Annotated in this window: 18 protein-coding genes; all 18 read right to left on the reverse strand. The window is 42.0% G+C overall.

What is annotated here, in order from left to right; genetic code table 11:
* Positions 1-4: 4 nt before the first annotated feature.
* The gene (locus SORDD25_RS02465) at positions 5-844 is read right to left on the reverse strand and encodes a thymidylate synthase (RefSeq protein ID WP_061852496.1); all 840 of its coding nucleotides are present in this window, start codon (positions 842-844) and stop codon (positions 5-7) included.
* A gap of 98 nt (positions 845-942) precedes the next feature.
* Positions 943-1,902, reverse strand: coding sequence for an ROK family glucokinase (locus SORDD25_RS02470; RefSeq protein ID WP_061406775.1), 960 nt, complete (start codon positions 1,900-1,902; stop codon positions 943-945).
* A 123-nt stretch (positions 1,903-2,025) separates the two neighbouring features.
* Positions 2,026-3,744, reverse strand: coding sequence for an aminodeoxychorismate synthase component I (pabB, locus tag SORDD25_RS02475; RefSeq protein ID WP_061852497.1), 1,719 nt, complete (start codon positions 3,742-3,744; stop codon positions 2,026-2,028).
* 263 nt (positions 3,745-4,007) lie between these two features.
* Positions 4,008-4,571, reverse strand: a complete 564-nt coding sequence (locus SORDD25_RS02480) for a TIGR01440 family protein (protein ID WP_061852498.1) — start codon at positions 4,569-4,571, stop codon at positions 4,008-4,010.
* Between the two features lie 109 nt (positions 4,572-4,680).
* Positions 4,681-6,372: a cache domain-containing sensor histidine kinase gene (locus tag SORDD25_RS02485; RefSeq protein WP_061852499.1), complete on the reverse strand. Its 1,692-nt coding sequence runs from the start codon at positions 6,370-6,372 to the stop codon at positions 4,681-4,683.
* Positions 6,369-7,106: a response regulator transcription factor gene (locus SORDD25_RS02490; RefSeq protein ID WP_061852500.1), complete on the reverse strand. Its 738-nt coding sequence runs from the start codon at positions 7,104-7,106 to the stop codon at positions 6,369-6,371. The genes SORDD25_RS02485 and SORDD25_RS02490 overlap by 4 nt, the downstream gene beginning before the upstream one ends.
* 70 nt (positions 7,107-7,176) lie before the next feature.
* On the reverse strand, positions 7,177-8,289 hold the full coding sequence (msrB, locus tag SORDD25_RS02495; protein ID WP_061852501.1) for a peptide-methionine (R)-S-oxide reductase MsrB: 1,113 nt from the start codon (positions 8,287-8,289) through the stop codon (positions 7,177-7,179).
* Between the two features lie 9 nt (positions 8,290-8,298).
* Positions 8,299-8,862 carry a TlpA disulfide reductase family protein gene (locus SORDD25_RS02500; protein WP_061852502.1) on the reverse strand — a complete coding sequence of 188 codons (564 nt, stop codon included), beginning with the start codon at positions 8,860-8,862 and terminating at the stop codon, positions 8,299-8,301.
* A gap of 13 nt (positions 8,863-8,875) precedes the next feature.
* Positions 8,876-9,586, reverse strand: coding sequence for a thiol-disulfide oxidoreductase-associated membrane protein CcdA2 (gene ccdA2, locus SORDD25_RS02505; RefSeq protein WP_061852503.1), 711 nt, complete (start codon positions 9,584-9,586; stop codon positions 8,876-8,878).
* 163 nt (positions 9,587-9,749) lie between these two features.
* Positions 9,750-10,301 (reverse strand): GNAT family N-acetyltransferase, encoded by a 552-nt coding sequence (locus SORDD25_RS02510; protein ID WP_061852504.1) that lies wholly within the window; start codon positions 10,299-10,301, stop codon positions 9,750-9,752.
* Positions 10,302-10,652: 351 nt separating this feature from the next.
* Positions 10,653-11,477 carry an ammonia-dependent NAD(+) synthetase gene (gene nadE / locus SORDD25_RS02515; RefSeq protein ID WP_061852505.1) on the reverse strand — a complete coding sequence of 275 codons (825 nt, stop codon included), beginning with the start codon at positions 11,475-11,477 and terminating at the stop codon, positions 10,653-10,655.
* Entirely contained in the window at positions 11,474-12,934 is a 1,461-nt protein-coding gene (locus SORDD25_RS02520; RefSeq protein ID WP_061852648.1) for a nicotinate phosphoribosyltransferase, read from the reverse strand. The genes nadE and SORDD25_RS02520 overlap by 4 nt, the downstream gene beginning before the upstream one ends.
* 116 nt (positions 12,935-13,050) lie before the next feature.
* The gene (locus SORDD25_RS02525; protein ID WP_061852506.1) at positions 13,051-13,539 is read right to left on the reverse strand and encodes a DUF6773 family protein; all 489 of its coding nucleotides are present in this window, start codon (positions 13,537-13,539) and stop codon (positions 13,051-13,053) included.
* On the reverse strand, positions 13,529-13,738 hold the full coding sequence (locus SORDD25_RS02530) for a helix-turn-helix transcriptional regulator (RefSeq protein WP_001107501.1): 210 nt from the start codon (positions 13,736-13,738) through the stop codon (positions 13,529-13,531). Before SORDD25_RS02530 ends, SORDD25_RS02525 begins: the two co-directional genes overlap by 11 nt.
* Before the next feature lie 196 nt (positions 13,739-13,934).
* Positions 13,935-14,345 (reverse strand): GNAT family N-acetyltransferase, encoded by a 411-nt coding sequence (locus SORDD25_RS02535; protein WP_081103632.1) that lies wholly within the window; start codon positions 14,343-14,345, stop codon positions 13,935-13,937.
* A 99-nt stretch (positions 14,346-14,444) separates the two neighbouring features.
* On the reverse strand, positions 14,445-15,809 hold the full coding sequence (locus tag SORDD25_RS02540) for an amino acid permease (RefSeq protein WP_042902072.1): 1,365 nt from the start codon (positions 15,807-15,809) through the stop codon (positions 14,445-14,447).
* A 76-nt stretch (positions 15,810-15,885) separates the two neighbouring features.
* Positions 15,886-16,368: a transcription elongation factor GreA gene (greA, locus tag SORDD25_RS02545; RefSeq protein WP_000818765.1), complete on the reverse strand. Its 483-nt coding sequence runs from the start codon at positions 16,366-16,368 to the stop codon at positions 15,886-15,888.
* A 63-nt stretch (positions 16,369-16,431) separates the two neighbouring features.
* Positions 16,432-18,138, reverse strand: a complete 1,707-nt coding sequence (gene mltG / locus SORDD25_RS02550; protein WP_081103633.1) for an endolytic transglycosylase MltG — start codon at positions 18,136-18,138, stop codon at positions 16,432-16,434.
* Positions 18,139-18,165 lie beyond the last annotated feature (27 nt).

Here is an 18,165-nt window from a genome sequence, read left to right on the forward strand (position 1 = left end):
TTTCTTAAATAGCCAAATCAAACTTCAGTTGTGGCTTGACTGGATCATAGTCAACCAACTCAAAATCTTCCGCTTTGATATCAAAGAAATTAGTCCTATCAGGAACATTTAAAACCAAGCGTGGTTGGCAGTTTGACGGCTCACGACGGAGCAATTCCTGAGCTTGTTCAAACTGATTATCATAGATATGGAGGTTGTTGATAAAATAGAAAAACTTCCCAACCTTCCATCCAAAATGCTTAGCAATCATCATCTGTAAAGCCACATACTGCATGGCATTGATATGGTGGGCCACCAACATATCATTCGAACGCTGGGTCAAGGTCGCATCCAGATAGATGTCCCCATCAACACGACGGACATCAAACATGGTCTGAAAGGCGCATGGAAGGAGGCCGTCTGTCTCCTCAAATGCTTGGTAGTCCCAGAGTGAGATGATATTGCGGCGGTTCCAAGGATTGGCTTCCAACTGTTTAAGTATCTTATTGATAATATCGTGTTTCTTAACGACCGCCCCATAGCGTTCACCGATGGTTCCCGTATCCCCCACTTCCCAGTCATTCCAGTAGTGAACATTGTACTTGTCATTGAGAACATCTAAGCTATTAGACTGATCTTGGTAAATCCAGAGTACTTCCTTGATGGCGGATTTGATTGCAATGGGACGCAAGGTTGTGATGGGAAACTCCCCCTTAGACAAATCATACTCCGCAAAGGCGCCCGTTATGTACTTGGAATTAGCAACAGTCCCATCCTTGTACTTGGGACGTGCTTGTTCAGAAAAGACACCGTCTTTGAGGATTCGTTCAATATTTTCTTTAAAAATCGTATCTGCTTTTGTCATTTTCTCTCACCTCATTTATTGTCCTAACTAGTATAGCATAAAAAAAGAAAGGAGGAAAATCACTGGCTTTAAAGTAGTGTTTTTCTCCTTTTATGATCTTATTGCAATACAAGTGATGCTGCTCCGATAACTCCAGCGTCATTTCCTAGAGTTGCAAGAGCCAATTTTGTGGATGTGCGTACTTGAGGGAAGGTATTTTCGTCGTAGACTTTTTGAACACCTTGGAGAAGGAATTCTCCAGCTGCTGACACACCACCACCGATAACGATTGTTGATGGGTTTAGGATTGAACCGATATTAGCACAAGCGATTCCCAAGTAACGTGAGAAGTTTCGGTAAACGATCAAGGCAAGGTCATCCCCTTCTTTTGCAAGGTCAAAGACAGTTTTAGCAGTTACTTCTTCACCGTCATCAATCAAGCGTTTCAAGGCTGCATCGCCTTCGTATTCATCAGCATAACGACGTGTCAAGTTGACAATCCCTGTTGCAGAAGCAACTGTCTCCAAACAGCCTTTCTTACCACAAGTACAAGCGATTGGTTGGTCAAAGTCAACAGTGATATGACCAAGTTCTCCTGCCGCACCAGCGACACCGTGAAGCAATTTGCCTTCTGCCACGATACCGCCACCAACACCTGTACCAAGTGTCATAAAGACAACGTCTGGTTGGTTTTCACCAGCACCCATCCAGCGCTCACCAAGAGCAGCTACGTTGGCATCATTATCGATGAAGAATGGAATACCCAAGGCTTTTTCAATCTTTTCTTTAATTGGTTGAAGGGTTTTCCAGTTGAGGTTGTAGGCACCGATAACAGTTCCTTTTTCACGGTCAACCACACCAGGTGATCCCATTCCAATGCCTCGGAAATCCGTAGATGACAATCCAAGCAAGTCCAAACGATGCTGAATAGACTCAATCATATCATCTACAATATGACTTCCCTCATCCAAAATATTAGTCTTGATAGACCATTTTTCTTGGATTTCTCCCTCTTGAGTTAAAATTGCAAACTTGATAGATGTTCCACCAAGGTCAATCCCAATAATCTTTTGACTCATCGTCTTCTCCTTTTTAATTGAAAATGCTTACAGATATAGTATAACAAAATCGTCTGTTTTGTGCAAAGGTTTGCGTGAATTTATTCTCATTTAATCACTTTCTTTATTCCAAAGTTTGCTAACTTAAGATTCAATCCTCAACTCATACAAACCTCTCACTGCGTTACAGCCATAGACAGCTTCTGCTTGGTTCAAGTCTGCCAAAGTCAAGACTTTTTCCTCTACCTGTCCTGTTTTTAGCAAATGCTGACGATAGATTCCTGGCAAAATTCCTAGACTGGTAGGCGGTGTGTAGAGTTTACCATTAATTTTTAAGATCAGATTTCCAATAGAAGTTTCCAATAGCTCTCCTGCTGCATTATGGTAAATCTTCTCTTGCTCTCCTAGGCTTAAATGTGGTCTATGAGTTGTTTTAAAGTAGGTAAATGATTGATTCAAATCTGCTTCTTGCAGACAAAGTTTGGCTTTGCAGAAACTTGGGCTGAGGGGTGTTAAGATTTGGCGACTGAGTTCCATCTCTCCAGACTTGCTGATAGTAATTCGCAAACGATAGTCTTGGTGAGAATCACAAGCTTGACACTCTTCCTCTATCTTTTGTCTCAGTTCTTCTGGGTCAAAAGGAAAGGAAAAATAACGACTCGCCTTTGTCAATCTTTTCAGATGTTGATCTTCAAATAGCAAACGTTTCTGGCTGATTTTCCCTGTAGTAATCAATTTGAAACGAGCTTGTTTACGATAGAGAACAGCCGCCTTTTGATGCACTTCACGATATTCAGATTCCCAAGTACTATCCCAAGTAATCCCTCCGCCAACTCCATAGATGGCTTGGCTCTTGTAGAGTTGAATGGTCCGAATGGCAACATTGAAAATTCGTCGCCCATTTGGAAGCAAGAGACCAATCGTTCCACAGTAAACTCCTCTGGGTTGAGGCTCCAGGTTCTTAATGATTTCCATAGTCGCAATTTTAGGTGCGCCCGTTATGGAACCACAAGGAAAGAGTGAGCGAAAAATGGTAACTAGGTCCACATCCTCTCGCAACTGACTCTTGATGGTCGAAGTCATCTGCCAAACAGTTGAATACTGTTCCACCTGACACAGACGCTCCACGTGCTCACTCCCAACTTCAGAAATACGGTTCATATCGTTGCGCAAGAGATCTACAATCATCATGTTTTCAGAGCGATTTTTAGGATCCTGTTCTAGCCAGCTAGCTTGGGCAAGGTCTTCTTGGTCAGTCACTCCCCGCTGGGTTGTTCCCTTCATCGGGCGAGTCGTTAATTCCTGGTCATTTTGCTCAAAAAAGAGCTCTGGGCTCATAGAAATCACTGCCATCTCGTCATGTTCTACATAAGCATTGTAGCCCGCCTCCTGCTCTACCACCATACGATTGTAGATGGCAAAAGGATTGGCACTTAAGTCCTGCTTGAGTTGGACGGTGTAGTTGACCTGATAGGTGTCTCCCTGACGCAAATGATGGTGAATCTGGGCAATAGCCTTTTCATAGTTCTCTGCAGATGTTTCTTCCTGCCACTTTGAAGGCAGATCTACTTCCTCATAAGTCAGAGGAATAGGGGATGTTTCCACCCTATCGTGAACGGTAAAATATAGTAGATACTCTGCCAGTAAAGGAGCTTTATGAACTGCTAATTTCTCCTCAAATGCAGGTGCAGCCTCGTAACTGACATAGCCCACCACATAATAACCTTGCTCTTGGTAGCTCTCCACCTGTGGCAGCAAGTCCGCCACTTCTGCTAAATCTCTCGTTTTTAACTCTTTGATAGGCTGAGTGAAGGTGTATCTCTCCCCCAAAGCCCTAAAATCTATCACTGTTTTTCTATGCATACCTTAAGTATAGCACAAAAAAGCCGACCTAGAACAGCTAAATCCAGCTTTGTTTACTGATTTCTATAACGAAAAAAATTCTCTACTTTACTTTTTCTACTTTTGGCAATTTTCCTTCAGATGGCGTCCCTTCTTCTTGTAAAAACTGATCTTATTTGGAGCACTTTACACAAAAATTCAACAAAAAAATAACAGAGGAAGTCCTGGTATCTATACCATTTTTCCTCTGTCTTTTACTTTTCTTCTGTTACTACAGAATAAGTTCACGACTTTCTGATAGAATCTTGTGGATACTGCGCACGCGCACCACCAATTAATTTTGGACGACTAGCTAGAGCCGTTACATGAGCATGCCCAATTTCACGCAGTACAGGGCAAATTGGTACTTGAACATGCTTGACATGCATGCCAATTGCGGTATCTCCGATATCTAATCCAGCATGGGCCTTGATAAATTCAACCTCAACTGGATCCTGCATAAACTTGAAGGCTGCCAATTGACCCGAACCTCCTGCATGAAGAGTCGGAAGGACACTGACGATTTCCAGGCCAAACTGCTCTGCTACCTGACGTTCAACGACGAGGGCCCGATTGACATGTTCACAACCTTGAACGGCTAGATGAATTCCTTTTTCCTCTAGGATAGCTAGAATGGTCTTCACAATGACTTCCCCAATTTCTTGGCTGGATTCCTTGCCAATCTGACCACCTATCACCTCACTAGAAGAAAGGCCCAAAACAAAGATAGCTCCTTGCCTCAAATTAGCCTTGTCTATTACATCTTCTACAATCTGGCTTGTTGCTCTGTGAATGTCTTTTTCCTTCATACTTGATACCTCTTTTGTCACTATCTATCATATCTTTTTTTACTGATTTTATCAAGGCCAACTAATCATTCTGATTTTTAAAAGCAAAACTCCCAGAATAAACTGGGAGTTAGCTCATTACTATTTTATTAATGCATATTTCAACTGTCGTCCCTTTTGAAGGTGCAGAATCAATCTTCATCTGGTAATTGTCTCCAAAATGAAGTTTGAGTCGTTGGTCGACATTTTGTAGACCAACTCCCCCACGTTTGAGCTGACTTTGACTACTATCGCTAGTAGCTTGGAAGCCAACACCATCATCCTCAATGCGGATGACAATCCCTATATCCTGTCTCTGAACAGAAACTTTAATATGGCCCTGACCTTCCTTCTCCTTAATACCATGGTAAAGAGCATTTTCTACAAGAGGTTGCAACACCAACTTGGGTAAGACTAGGTTACCAAAAGCAGGATCTTCATCAATCTCATACTCCAGCTTATCACCATAGCGTTGTTTTTGGATAAAGAGGTACTGGCGGACATGATTGATTTCATCAGAAAGAGAAATCAAATCCTTGCCTTGATTGAGCGCCAAGCGGAAATAGGTTGCCAAGGACTTGGTCACCTGAACCACTCGCTGACTATCCTGAAACTCAGCCATCCAGATGATAGTGTCCAAAGTATTGTAGAGGAAATGGGGGTTAATCTGGCTCGATAAGGCTTGAAATTCATACTGACGGGTCGCTTCTTCCTGCCTGCGCACATCTGCCATCAGCTGATCAATCTGATCCAACATGGCATTAAACTGGCGAGTCACTTCTCTCAGTTCATAGGCACCAGCTTCTTTAGCACGCAGATTTTGTGTACCAGAAGCAATTTCCAGCATGGTTTCTCTCAGATCCTTCAAAGGGGCAATCCAGCGTTTGAGACTGAACCACACCAAGCAGAGACAGGCAAGAAGAGATAAGGCACTAGCACCAAGCAAGGTCCACATGAGTTGACTCCGAACCTGGTCTAACTTCTCCAACGAAGACACGCCTATAACCGTCCAATCAGTTCCTGCAATCTGTTCCTGACTGACGTAGGATTGGTGATCCAGCGTATAGCCCTGCCCCGTCTCGATGTAGGGTTTCATGGCCTCCATTTCACTTGCTGAGCTATAGACAGTACGTTTAGGATGGTAGACAAATTCATGGTTTTCATTGATGATAAAGGCAAAGCCCTGCTGGCCCAACTGGAGTTGGTTGAGATAGGCTTCCAGAGTTTCATAGGAAATATCCAAACGAAGTACGCCAAGATTGGCTCCCTTTGTATCGACAAGTTCCTGAGTGACAGAAATGACCCACTGACTATCTGATTTACGAGCTGGGGTTAAAACTGGCTTAGCTCCCTGATGAATAGCCTTTTGGTACCAATCCTCAGCCATCATATCTGAGGAAGTTTTCATCTGCACACTATCATCTGTAGAAATAACCTGACCGGATTTGGTGACCAGTACCACCGTTTTCAAGTCCTGGTCTGCCTTTAAGATAGTCAAAAACAGATCTCGGATTCCCTTGACTTGGTCTTGGTTAGGATTCTCAGCATAGGCTAGGACATCCTTCTGCTGGGTCAAACTGGTCGAGGTGGTTTCTAATTTTTTGATATAAGACTGAATAAAGTGGCTAGTCTGGCTAATTGTCGTTTGGCTATTACCCTCGATAGTAGCCTCAATGGCTGATGAACTAGATTGATAGTAGAAAGTCCCAACCAGAGCTAGGAGAATGAGAAAGACCAGAAAGATGGAAATAACCATTCTGACTAAGAGAGAAGAACGCTTCATCGGCCTTCCCCTTTCTTAAACTGACGAGGTGTCACACCTGAAATCTGTTTAAAACGTTGGGTAAAGTAGTTCATATCTTCAAAGCCAACCTTTTCGGCTATCTCATAAATCTTTAAATCTGTGGTCAGAAGCAAGAGCTTGGCTTGTTTAACACGCTCTCTCACCAGGTAATCCTGAAAAGGCAGGCCCAACTCTTTCTTAATCAAGGAACTCAAATAAGTCGGACTAAAGCCCAAGTCACTAGCCAAAGACTTCAAACTAAACTGACTGTCAGCTAGATGGGACTGGATTTTCTGGGCCAGATTTCCCTCAAACTTATCAGTTAATAAATCTTGTAACTGCTCTTCCTTTTCTTCCTTGTCTAGTTTTTGCTTGATTTTCCCCAACATTTCCTCAATATCCTGACGCGAAAAGGGTTTGAGCAAGTAGTCATCTACACCGAGTTTGACGGCAGACAAGGCATAATCAAAATCATCGTAACCTGTCAAAAAAACTAGGTGAACCTGAGGATAGGTTTCTCGGACCAGACTGGCCAACTGGATGCCATTTAGCTGAGGCATATTGATATCAGTTAAAATGATATCTGGCACCTGTTTTTGAATCAAGTCCCAAGCCTGTCTTCCATTTTCAGCCTGACCGATGATTTCCATATCGTAGGCTGCTACATTGACCAGCTTGGTCAAGCCTTGTCTTACCAGATACTCATCTTCTACGATTAAGATTGTGTAGGTCATGCTCTGCTCCTTTGTCACTTACTAGTATCAGTATAGCAAAATTCTCCTCTAACTGCTTAGGAAAGACTTCTTAATCGACATAATCTAGTAAATAACCATAACCTTTTTCCGCCATTTGGGCTTTAGGAATAAAGCGAATGGAAAGACTATTGATACAGTAGCGCAAGCCCCCCTTGTCTTCTGGTCCATCCGTAAAGACATGGCCAAGGTGAGAATCTCCAACTCGGCTCCGCACTTCCATACGCGTCATATTGTAAGACTTATCTTCCTTGTAGGTGGCAACATCCGGACTGATGGGCTGGGTGAAACTAGGCCAGCCACAACCAGACTCAAACTTGTCCTTTGATGAAAAGAGGGGTTCGCCAGTTGCCACATCCACATAGATACCAGATTCAAATTTATCCCAGTAGCGGTTTGAAAAAGCTCGTTCTGTTTGATTTTTCTGGGTAACTGCATACTCCTCAGGTGACAAGGTCTTTTTCAATTCTTCATCACTGGGTTTAGGATATTTGCTGGCATCGATGACGGGGTAGGCAGCCTGATTGACATTGATATGACAGTAGCCATTTGGATTTTTCTTGAGGTAGTCTTGGTGGTAATCCTCAGCCACTACAAAATTCTTCAAGGCCTCCTTTTCAACTGCCAGAGGTTGGTCATATTTCTTAGCCACCTCATCAAAGACTTGGTTGATTACTTCCAAATCCTTGTCATCTGTGTAATAAACGCCGGTACGATACTGAGTCCCCACATCATTTCCTTGTTTATTTTTGCTGGTTGGATTAATGATGCGGAAGTAATGAAGCAGGATTTCCTTGAGGGAAATTTGATTAGCATCATAGGTGACATGGACGGTTTCCGCATGACCTGTTTGGTTGATCAATTCGTACTTGGTTGTTTCCCCTCTACCATTTGCATAGCCTGAAACGGCATCTGTCACTCCAGGCACGCGTGAGAAGTATTCCTCCACTCCCCAGAAACATCCCCCAGCTAGATAAATTTCGTGCAAGTCTGCGTCTTTACTCACTTCTGTTTTTTTCACTGTTTTTCCTCCTTGGCTAACTGATGCTTTCTCAATTTGCGAGCTATCTGTCTGCCCTGCATTTCGCATCAATAGAAAATAGAAACCGGTTAGGGCTAGGAGAATGACCCCTGCCAAGACAAAAAGTTTTACTTTATCATTCATAGCCTTTCTTTACCCCATTTCTTTCAATTCTTTTAAAATCATATCCTTATCCATAAAACCTGGTTGCGTTTTGACCAGCTTGCCTTCTTTGTCTATAAAGGCTTGAGTGGGGTAAGAACGGACACCATAACTTTCCAAAAGTTTGCCTGATGGATCAATTAAAACCGGAAAATTTTTATAATCTAAGCTCTTGTACCAGTTCTTAAAGTCTGCTTCAGATTGCTCCCCCTTGCGTCCAGGAGACACCACTGTCAAGACCACATAGTCATCACCAGCTTCTTTAGCAATTTCATCCGTATCTGGAAGGCTGGCTAGACAGATGGAACACCAAGAAGCCCAGAATTTAAGATAGACTTTCTTGCCTTTGTAGTCAGATAAACGATAGGTCTTGCCATCTACACCTGTCAGTTCAAAATCAGCAACCGCCTGACCTTTAGTCGCAGTTTGTGAACTAACTTGTTCTGTTTTGGATTGCTCCTTCATAGTAGACTCGTCTGACATGTTTTTAGCCGAACAGGCTGCCAAGCAACAGATTGAGCCTACTCCAAGGAGACATGTTTGCCATTTTTTCATTTCTTTTTCCTCTCTATTCAAATAATGTAGTCAAAATGGAAGCATTTCCCAAAAGCACCAAGATTCCCATCACGATAATGAGGAAACCACCGACTTTTTTGAGGGTTCCGAGGTAAGGATGGAGTTTTCGGAAATGTTTCAAAACATAGCTGGAGGCGAGAGCTAGAACTAAAAATGGTAGCGCCAATCCCAGCGTGTAAACCAACATGAGACCAGCTCCCTGCCAAGCTCCTGAACCACCTGAAGCTGCCAAGGCCAAAACAGAGCCCAGAACCGGCCCCACACATGGCGTCCAAGCAAAACTAAAGGTCAACCCCAGTAAAAATGCCTGACTATAGCCGTTACCCTTCTGCCCTTGTCTCTTTAATTGTAGCCTTCTTTCCTTGTAGAGCCCCTGCAAATGTAAAACTTCCATCTGGTGCAAGCCCAAGAGAATGATAACCGCACCCGTCACATACTGAAACCAGGAAGCATACAGCAAATTGCCTAAAAAACCAGCTCCATAACCCAGTAAGATAAAGATAAAAGAAATCCCCGCTATAAAGGCCAAAGTTCGCAATAAACTAACAACTGAGATTGAAAATTTTTCGCTAGAAGCCTGAGCGCCATCTTTGTCATCCAACAAAACCCCTGCATAGACAGGCAACAAGGGTAAAATACAAGGAGAAAAGAAGGAAAGAATTCCAGCAAGAAAAACACTGATAAAAAAGATTACATTGTCCATTGCCTTCCTCCATTCTTTGATTTGATAGGTATATTATATCCCCAAAACTCCAGAAAAAACAGGGAACATGATAGGGAAAAATAGGAATTTAATCAGTTTATTTAGAAATCTGGCACAAAAAAAGCCAGACAAGGTCTGACTTTGGTAGAAACAGAAAAGAGAATCACCTGTCCTCCCTACTTATCTGGTAATAAATAAGGTCCGCAACGTAGTCTTTTCTCTCCACACCATTGGTAATGGTTTTTAGATAAGGCATTCCCGCTTTTTCCATCACACGGCCTGAAGCTGGGTTGAGACTGGCGTAACGAGCTCTGACTTTTTGAAAACCTGCTTGAGTAAAACAGAAGTCTAGTACAGCTTTCAAGGCCTCCGTCATCATACCACGACCCCAATAATTTTTCCCTAAAATATAGCCAATTTCACAAGAAGAATCGTTCTCATCTATTGCAACGATACTGATATCTCCTATCACATGCTCAGGATTTTCTTTGAGACAAATGGCCCATTTGTAATAGTTGGGATTGGTATAGGATGCAACCCAATTTCGAATCGAATTCCGAGTCACCTCAACATCAGGATGAGGAGCCCAGGTGACATAGGTCAGATTCTCAGCAGATGAAGCCCAATTTTGAAACATGGCTTCCGCATCACTCTTCACAAATCTTCTCAAGATTAAACGTTCCGTCTCTAACATTTGCGTACCGATTGCTTTCATAATGTTACCTCGCTTTCTAAGCTTAAGGCTCAGGGTAAAAAGACTATACTCAGTAACAGCTAGGAAACAAGTGTTTTATCTAGTCCCTTGACGCAGTCGCTGTCTGGTTTGAAATGCGCTTTACAAAGCTTTTTCAAACCTAGTCATCGTTGCGGGGGTGAGACAAGGAAAATCGAACTCTTCGAGTTACCAAATCTGCCTCGCTTTCTCATTTCCAGGCTCAGGGTAAAAACCTCCACTGGAGGTCATTCTTGCTCTCTAGTTTCAAGGCAAGAAGCTAAAAAGGTCCCCCGGACTAACTCTCACTTTTTTATTTCAAGGTGAGAGGCTAAAAACCTCCACTGGAGGTTTTTACTCCCAAAAGTCATCAAAGACGGTGATTGGTAGGTGGCGTTTGTGTTGGCCTTTGTACCACCAGTTTTCAATAGTCGCTTGGGCTTCTGGGCTGATTGTTTTTCCTTCGAGGTAGTCGTCAATTTCATTGTAAGTGACTCCAAGTGCGACTTCGTCTGCAATACCTGGTTTTTCTTCTTCCAAATCTGCTGTTGGGATTTTTTCATAAAGTGCTGGGTCTGCACCAAGTTCCCTCAAGAGTTGTTTTCCTTGGCGTTTATTGAGGCGGTAAAGAGGGAGAATGTCTGCACCACCATCACCAAACTTAGTAAAGAAACCTGTGATATTTTCCGCAGCGTGGTCTGTTCCAATGACCGCTCCTCTATGGGCACCCGCAAGGGCATATTGGGCAATCATACGACTACGAGCTTTAATATTACCCTTGTTAAAGTCTGAAACAGGACTTCCTGCTGCTTCAACTGCAGCTGTCATGGCATCAGCTGATTCCTTGATATTCACCACCAAGCTGACATCCGGCTGAATGAAAGTGAGGGCTTTTTGAGCATCTGCTTCATCAGCTTGCACGCCGTATGGCAGGCGGACAGCGATAAATTGGTAGCTGTCATCTCCTGTCTCTACTCGCATTTCTTCCATAGCTAATTGTGCTAAGCGCCCTGCCAAGGTAGAGTCTTGTCCTCCAGAAATCCCTAGCACAAAGGTTTTAAGGAAGGGGTGTTTTTTCAAGTATCTCTTTAAGAAATCAATTGAACGACGGATTTCTTTCTGGGCATCAATCACTGGTTTGACTCCCAGTTGCTGGATAATGGTCTCTTGCAAACTCATTCTTCTTCTCCTTCACCAAGGGCTTCTTTGCGCATCTTATCAATCAAGTCCATCTTATCTTGCCAAATATCACGCGCCAAGTCTACTGGATAGTGCTGCGGATTGAGCACGCGCTTGTATTCATCCCATAGCTTGTCAAATTCTTTGCGAGCATAGGACTGAATCTCAGTCAAACTAGGCAAGTTGTAAACTAATGTTCCTTCTTTGAAAATATCCACCAAGAGAGGGACAGCATCAAAATTTCGAACGGTCTTTTTGATGTAGGTATAAGTTGGATGGAACATCTTGATTTCTGTCATTCCGCTCACATCCACACCATCATAAGTGATGTAGTCGCCTTCTGACTTGCCTTTTTCACGACTGGTAATGCGCCATACCTGTTTCTTACCTGGTGTAGACAATTTTTCCGCATTATTAGACAGTTTGATGGTATTACGCATCTGACCATTCTCATCTTCGATAGCCACAATCTTATAAACTGCCCCAAGAGCTGGCTGATCATAGGCTGTAATCAGCTTGGTTCCCACACCCCAGACATCAATCTTGGCCTTTTGCATCTTGAGGTTAAGGATGGTATTTTCATCGAGGTCATTGGAAGCGTAAATTTTGGCATCTGGATATCCAGCCTCATCTAACTGTTGACGAACTTTCTTGGAAATATAGGCTATATCCCCCGAGTCAATACGAACGCCTTTAAAATTAATCTTGTCTCCCAGTTCACGAGCAACCTGAATGGCAGCTGGCACACCGATGCGAAGCGTATCATATGTATCTACTAAAAAGACACAGTCACGATGGGTTGAAGCATAGGCCTTAAAGGCCTCATAGTCGTTTCCATAAACCTGTACCAAGGCATGAGCATGAGTACCCAAGACAGGAATGCCAAAGAGCTTCCCTGCTCGCACATTGCTAGTCCCGTTGGCTCCACCAATCACAGCTGCGCGTGTTCCCCAGATAGCTGCATCCATTTCTTGCGCACGACGTGTCCCGAATTCCATCAAAGGCTCATCTTCAATGACTGAACGAATACGTGCTGCCTTGGTCGCTATCAAGGTTTGAAAGTTAACGATGTTTAAGAGAGCCGTTTCGACCAATTGACATTGGGCTAGAGGTCCTTCAACCTGCACAATCGGCTCATTAGCAAAAACCAAGTCCCCTTCCTGGGCAGAACGAACCGTTAGTTCTAACTTGAGATTTCGTAGGTAATCCAAGAATTCTCCATGATACCCAAGCGTCTCCAAGTAGGCAATATCGCTATCTGAAAAGCGTAAGTCTTCAAGATAATGTACAATTCTTTCCAAACCAGCAAAAACCGCATAGCCATTGTTGAACGGTTGCTGGCGGAAGTAAACTTCAAAGACCGCCTTTTTATTGTGAATTCCTTGGTCAAAGTAAACTTGCATCATGTTAATCTGGTACAAGTCCGTGTGCAATGTCAAACTATCATCTGGATACATCTGTTTTCCTTCTTCCTTCTTTACAAAGGTATGAACGTATTCTACCACTTTCACACCATCCGATAAATTAGTACTATTATAACACATTTTATCTGGATTGATAAAAAGCTAACAAGCTATTCTCCATTCTCCAGTTCATCCATATCTTGTTCAAACTTTTTCTGAGCCCATTCGCCATAACTTTTAAGGCCGAGATTACCGATAAAAACCCAAGGAAGGTAAATCAGATAAGTAATGACCCAAGCAGATAAGTATTTAACGTTCAAAGGATTGTGCTGATAAATTTCTATGTTAAATTGATAATTCTGCAACATCAAAAGAGTCGTAATAGCGAGTGTTACCAGCAAACACCCTAAAATTGTAAAATGAAAACGACTATAGTAGTTCACACCCAAATCTCGAGCACGGCCGAAAAAATAAGAAGTTCCAATAATGATAATGATGAGAATCATTATCGGATTAAAAAGACTTGGTGCTAATACTGCAATCATATAAGATAAAAGCAAGAAAGCTATAGAGATATAGAAACTTTCAGCCCCCACTTTATTCATCAGTTGTTCTTCTCTTTCGTCTAATAATTGATAATAAAAAAATCTATTTTTCATCTTCTTCCTCCCAAAATAATTGATCCAAAGTTTTGCCTAAGCATCTGCAAATGGACTGGCAAAGGGAAAGACTAGGATTATATTTCCCTGCTTCTATCAAGCCGATTGTCTGCCTAGTAACACCAACAGCTTCTGCCAAATCACCTTGTGTCATATCAAGCTCCACTCGAGCTAACTTTAATTTTAAATTCTTAGCCACTTGTTACCTCCTTTAAAATTTTAAAAAGTTGCGCTTCTTTTAAAAATATTATACCATATATCTAACTTATGCAATATATAAATGTCATTTTGTAATATTTTATTAACAAAAAACTCTCTATCATCTTACATGATAAAGAGTATTCGTTATTTTTTGCTACTTAGCTGAGCTCCTCTTCAAAGGAAAGAAGTCTAGGTCACAAATCCTTTTGGTAATAATATCTTTGTCCTGTATAGGGATAGTCTTGCAAGGTAAAAACTTCCTTGTAGCCATGACTTAGATAAAAATCTGGCGCTTGAAACTGGTAAGTATTCACAAAAGCAAAACGACAGTTTCGATTCTTGGCTTCATTTTCTGCTTGCTGCAGTAGTTTCGAACCGATTCCTTGTCCTCGTAGCTCCTCTTTCACAAACAAATATTCGATTTCCAGCCAATTTCCGAAAGTCTCTGCTACTAAGCCCGCCATGAGATTGCCCTTTTCGTCTTCGAGATAAAGATTCAGTGGCTCGCTTGTAGCCTCTTCTCTCTTGGAACGATTATAAGCACGAATCAAATCCCCTATTTCTTGCGCTTTATGCGATTCCTTATTTTCCAATCTAACGTGCATTCAAACCTCCTAATAAACTGCTACAGCTTGATTATAGTCTTATTTCGATGGACTGTCAAACTAGAAAAACTCACCAAACAGAGTTGATGAGTTCATGATTTATTTTCTAAATTTCCACTGACTATAAATCCCAAAAACAAGGATCCAGATAGCAGAACCAACTGCCCCCATGAAAGTGGACTCTTGCAAAAAGAGAGTCACAAAAACAAAGACAAAAAAGAGAATGGTTAGGGGATTAAGCAAGCGATACTGAGGCATGAGGTAGCCATCAGCCATGAAGTCTTGTGACTTGCGGTATTTGAGATGGGCCACCATAATCAAGATATAAATCGCGATGTAAACACCTGATGAGGATGCGGTGATCAAAGCAAAGGCATCTGAAACACCTGGCAACACATTGATAAAGGCAGCCAGAGCAATCAAGATCGCTGAGGCGATGATGGCATTTTGTGGAACATTGTGGCGAGAAAGGGTATCAACCTTAATGGCCTTTAAGAAACGATTGGGCGAATCATGGGCAATCTGATATAAGTGTCTCCCTGTTGAGTAGAGAGTTGAGTTAAGCGCAGACGCTGCTGAGGTCAAGACAACAAAGTTGATTAGAGCCGCTGCCCACTTGATCCCTGCCAGTTCAAAAACCGTTACAAAAGGAGAATCTGAAGAATTAAGATAAGACCAAGGAATAATGGCCATAATCGCAATAAGAGCTCCCCCATAGAAGAAGATAATTCTGAGAGGAATTTCCTTAACAGCTTTGGGCAAGACCTGACGAGGGTTCTTTGTTTCAGAAGTTGTTACCCCGATAAACTCAATCATCAGATAGGCAAAAAATACCATTTGAAAGGCCATGACAAAGTTCATAACTCCGTTTGGAAAAAGAGAGAACTGGTCGCTGATATTTGCCAAACTTGCAACACCATGTGGTGTTTTAAAGCCTGTCAAAACCATAAAGACCCCAGTGGCAATCATGGCTAAAATCGCCACAATCTTGACCATAGCAAACCAAAACTCGACTTCGCCAAAGAGCTTAACTGCAATCAGATTGACCAAAGCCAAAATCGTTAAAAAGACAAGCTGAATCAGCCAACTAGGCCATGTGGGAAACCAGAAGCGGACATAGTCTGAGATGGCAGTGATTTCTGCCATACCGATAAAGACAACTGATAACCAATAAGACCAAACTGAGAAATATCCCCAACCTTTCCCCAAATGACGGGTGATAAAGTTGATAAAGGTATGCTGTTCTGGATCCTGATACAGCATCTCCCCAACAGCCCTCATCATCAAAAACATAAAGGCTCCTGTAATCATGTAAATCAGAATGATAGAAGGTCCTGTAAGGCTAATAGAGCGACCAGCACCTAAGAAAAGTCCTGTTCCGATTGTTCCCGCAATGGCCATCACCTGAACATGGCGATTGGTTAAACCACGCTCCATTTTGTTTTTCTTCTTATTTTCACTCATATAGTCTCCTATTTATCCAAAAAACCAAAAAGGAGTTGAGCAAAGCAAAACCTTCACTACTCCTTTTTCATCCTATTTAGGCTGTTTTCTCAACCTTTAAAATTTTGACATCATAGCTACCAACTGGTGTTTCAATCGTTGCAGTATCGCCAGTCTTCTTGCCAATCAAAGCACGGCCAATCGGACTTTCATTTGATACTTTACCAGCAAAAGCATCTGCACCTGCAGAACCGACGATGATGTAAACCTCTTCTTCGTCTTCACCGACTTCTTGGATTGTTACTGTTTTACCGATTGCTACCTCATCTTGGGCAACTGCATCGCTATTAACAATTTCAGCATAGCGAATCTTTGTTTCTAGACTTGAAATTTGACCTTCAACAAAAGCTTGTTCATCTTTCGCTGCTTCATACTCACTATTTTCTGAAAGGTCTCCATAGGAACGAGCAATCTTGATACGCTCTACGACTTCAGGACGTCGAACGAGTTTCAACTCCTCTAATTCTTTTTCTAGTTTTTCCTTTTCTTCAAGAGTCATTGGGTAGGTTTTTTCTGCCATTTTTTTTAACTTTCTTTTCTATTTACTTTTTTAAAACAAAATTATGTGGAAAACCACATAATTTTAGTTTGAACTACTTGCTTGAGGTAACTTGCTATTGATATGCTCTGCAACGTTTTGATCATGTTCTTCTTTTGTCGTCGCAAAGTATACTTTACCGTCTTCAACATTGGCTACAAAGTACAAGTACTCACTCTTTGTCTGGTTTACACTTGCTTCAATCGCATCGGAACTTGGGCTATCAACCGGTCCAGGCATGAGGCCAAGATTTGTATAGACATTATATGGTGAATCAATCGTTGTATCTATTCCAGCATCATCCGCTAGACTAATGTTTTGACCAAGTTTTCCTTGAGCATAAAGGATGGCGATATTGCTTTGAAGAGGCATACCGACATTCAAGCGGTTATAGAAGACACCTGCGATTTTCTTGCGGTCCTCGGTCTTAGCACCTTCTTTTTCGACAAGAGAAGCAATGCTGAGCAATTCATTAACTGTCAGATTCTTTTCTTTGATCGTGGCGTAATATGGTGACATAGCCTTATCCATAGCAGCAACCATCTCATCAATCAAACTTTCAACAGTTGTACTGTCTTTGATTGTATAGGTCGCTGGGAAAAGGTAGCCTTCAAGACGATAACGAACGCCACTGTCTTTTGTTGGAAGACTTCCTAGTAGGTTTGGATACTTAGTTACTAATTGTGAGATAAAGGTCTCATCTTGAGCTTTTGCCAAGAAAGCATCCGCAGTAAGAGGTTCTTTAAATTCACCTTGAAGTTGTCCTACTGTTTGAGCGATTTGCTCTAATGTATAGCCCTCTGGAATTGTCAAGTTTGCAAGAACAGGTGCCTGAGCTTCAGGAGTCCCACCTTTTTGCAATTCTTGAATCAACTCATCCGTACTCATACTCTTCTTCAAGTTGTAATAACCTGACTTCAAGTTGGCATGACTATAGTATTTAGCATAAAGGCTAAAGATAAGTCCTTGTTTAACCAAACCAGATTTTTCCAAAGTGCTTCCAATTTCTTGAACATTTGCACCGTCTGGGATTTGAACCGTTACGTAATCCTTAGAGCTCGCATCCACAGATTTCAAAGAATCTTGCACATAACCATAACCAAAGTAACCACCAACTGCGACGAGTACTAGGAAAACTAGAACTGTTACTAGGCAACCCTTGGCTTTTGATTTTTTCTTAGCTGGTTTTGCACCTTGGCGACGACTGCGACGAGTTTCTTCTCTTAAGCTGTCTGAGAACTCAGTAGAGTCAGGTGTCTCAAGCGCATTCTCAGGAGCAATTGAATCATCAGACTCTTTCGTCTTATAAGTCACCGCTATCTTAGTCGGAGTATCGTTAAATTCTTTCTCTTCGTGTTTAAGCTCAACTGGGTCTACCTTTGGTAAAACAGGTGCAGCTACAGATTCTTCAGTTTCTACAACTTCAACCTTGTCGATGATGGGCTGTTCTCCCACTTCCTCGAGTGTCACTGTATCTTCACTTCCAGTTGCTGGACGTGGAGGAACACTTGGTGCATTTTTTAGAATTTTATCGACAACAGATAGGGAATCCGCCATCAACTCTTCTGTTGATGTTTCTGTTTCACGATTTGAAGGAGTTGCTGAACTAGCTTGAGATGATGAAGCCGTCAGATTTGGAATCTCTACTTCTTTCTCTCTTCTATCTTGTTCTTTTACTCTTTCTAAATCACGTAGAATCTGCTCTTTAAAGCTTAATTTTTCTTCTTCTCTTGATTTTTCAGTCAAAAGCATTACCTCCTTGTTGACAATCCATAATAT

Source organism: Streptococcus oralis (genome assembly GCF_001579525.1).
Classification (GTDB): Bacteria; Bacillota; Bacilli; order Lactobacillales; family Streptococcaceae; genus Streptococcus; species Streptococcus oralis_M.

Bases quoted from the DNA above. Each gene is read 5' to 3' on its own strand.
- SORDD25_RS02465 (WP_061852496.1), bottom strand. From the start codon at position 844: ATGACAAAAGCAGATACGATTTTTAAAGAAAATATTGAACGAATCCTC.
- SORDD25_RS02470 (WP_061406775.1), bottom strand. From the start codon at position 1,902: ATGAGTCAAAAGATTATTGGGATTGACCTTGGTGGAACATCTATCAAG.
- pabB (WP_061852497.1), bottom strand. From the start codon at position 3,744: ATGCATAGAAAAACAGTGATAGATTTTAGGGCTTTGGGGGAGAGATAC.
- SORDD25_RS02480 (WP_061852498.1), bottom strand. From the start codon at position 4,571: ATGAAGGAAAAAGACATTCACAGAGCAACAAGCCAGATTGTAGAAGAT.
- SORDD25_RS02485 (WP_061852499.1), bottom strand. From the start codon at position 6,372: ATGAAGCGTTCTTCTCTCTTAGTCAGAATGGTTATTTCCATCTTTCTG.
- SORDD25_RS02490 (WP_061852500.1), bottom strand. From the start codon at position 7,106: ATGACCTACACAATCTTAATCGTAGAAGATGAGTATCTGGTAAGACAA.
- msrB (WP_061852501.1), bottom strand. From the start codon at position 8,289: ATGAATGATAAAGTAAAACTTTTTGTCTTGGCAGGGGTCATTCTCCTA.
- SORDD25_RS02500 (WP_061852502.1), bottom strand. From the start codon at position 8,862: ATGAAAAAATGGCAAACATGTCTCCTTGGAGTAGGCTCAATCTGTTGC.
- ccdA2 (WP_061852503.1), bottom strand. From the start codon at position 9,586: ATGGACAATGTAATCTTTTTTATCAGTGTTTTTCTTGCTGGAATTCTT.
- SORDD25_RS02510 (WP_061852504.1), bottom strand. From the start codon at position 10,301: ATGAAAGCAATCGGTACGCAAATGTTAGAGACGGAACGTTTAATCTTG.
- nadE (WP_061852505.1), bottom strand. From the start codon at position 11,477: ATGAGTTTGCAAGAGACCATTATCCAGCAACTGGGAGTCAAACCAGTG.
- SORDD25_RS02520 (WP_061852648.1), bottom strand. From the start codon at position 12,934: ATGTATCCAGATGATAGTTTGACATTGCACACGGACTTGTACCAGATT.
- SORDD25_RS02525 (WP_061852506.1), bottom strand. From the start codon at position 13,539: ATGAAAAATAGATTTTTTTATTATCAATTATTAGACGAAAGAGAAGAA.
- SORDD25_RS02535 (WP_081103632.1), bottom strand. From the start codon at position 14,345: ATGCACGTTAGATTGGAAAATAAGGAATCGCATAAAGCGCAAGAAATA.
- SORDD25_RS02540 (WP_042902072.1), bottom strand. From the start codon at position 15,809: ATGAGTGAAAATAAGAAGAAAAACAAAATGGAGCGTGGTTTAACCAAT.
- greA (WP_000818765.1), bottom strand. From the start codon at position 16,368: ATGGCAGAAAAAACCTACCCAATGACTCTTGAAGAAAAGGAAAAACTA.
- mltG (WP_081103633.1), bottom strand. From the start codon at position 18,138: ATGCTTTTGACTGAAAAATCAAGAGAAGAAGAAAAATTAAGCTTTAAA.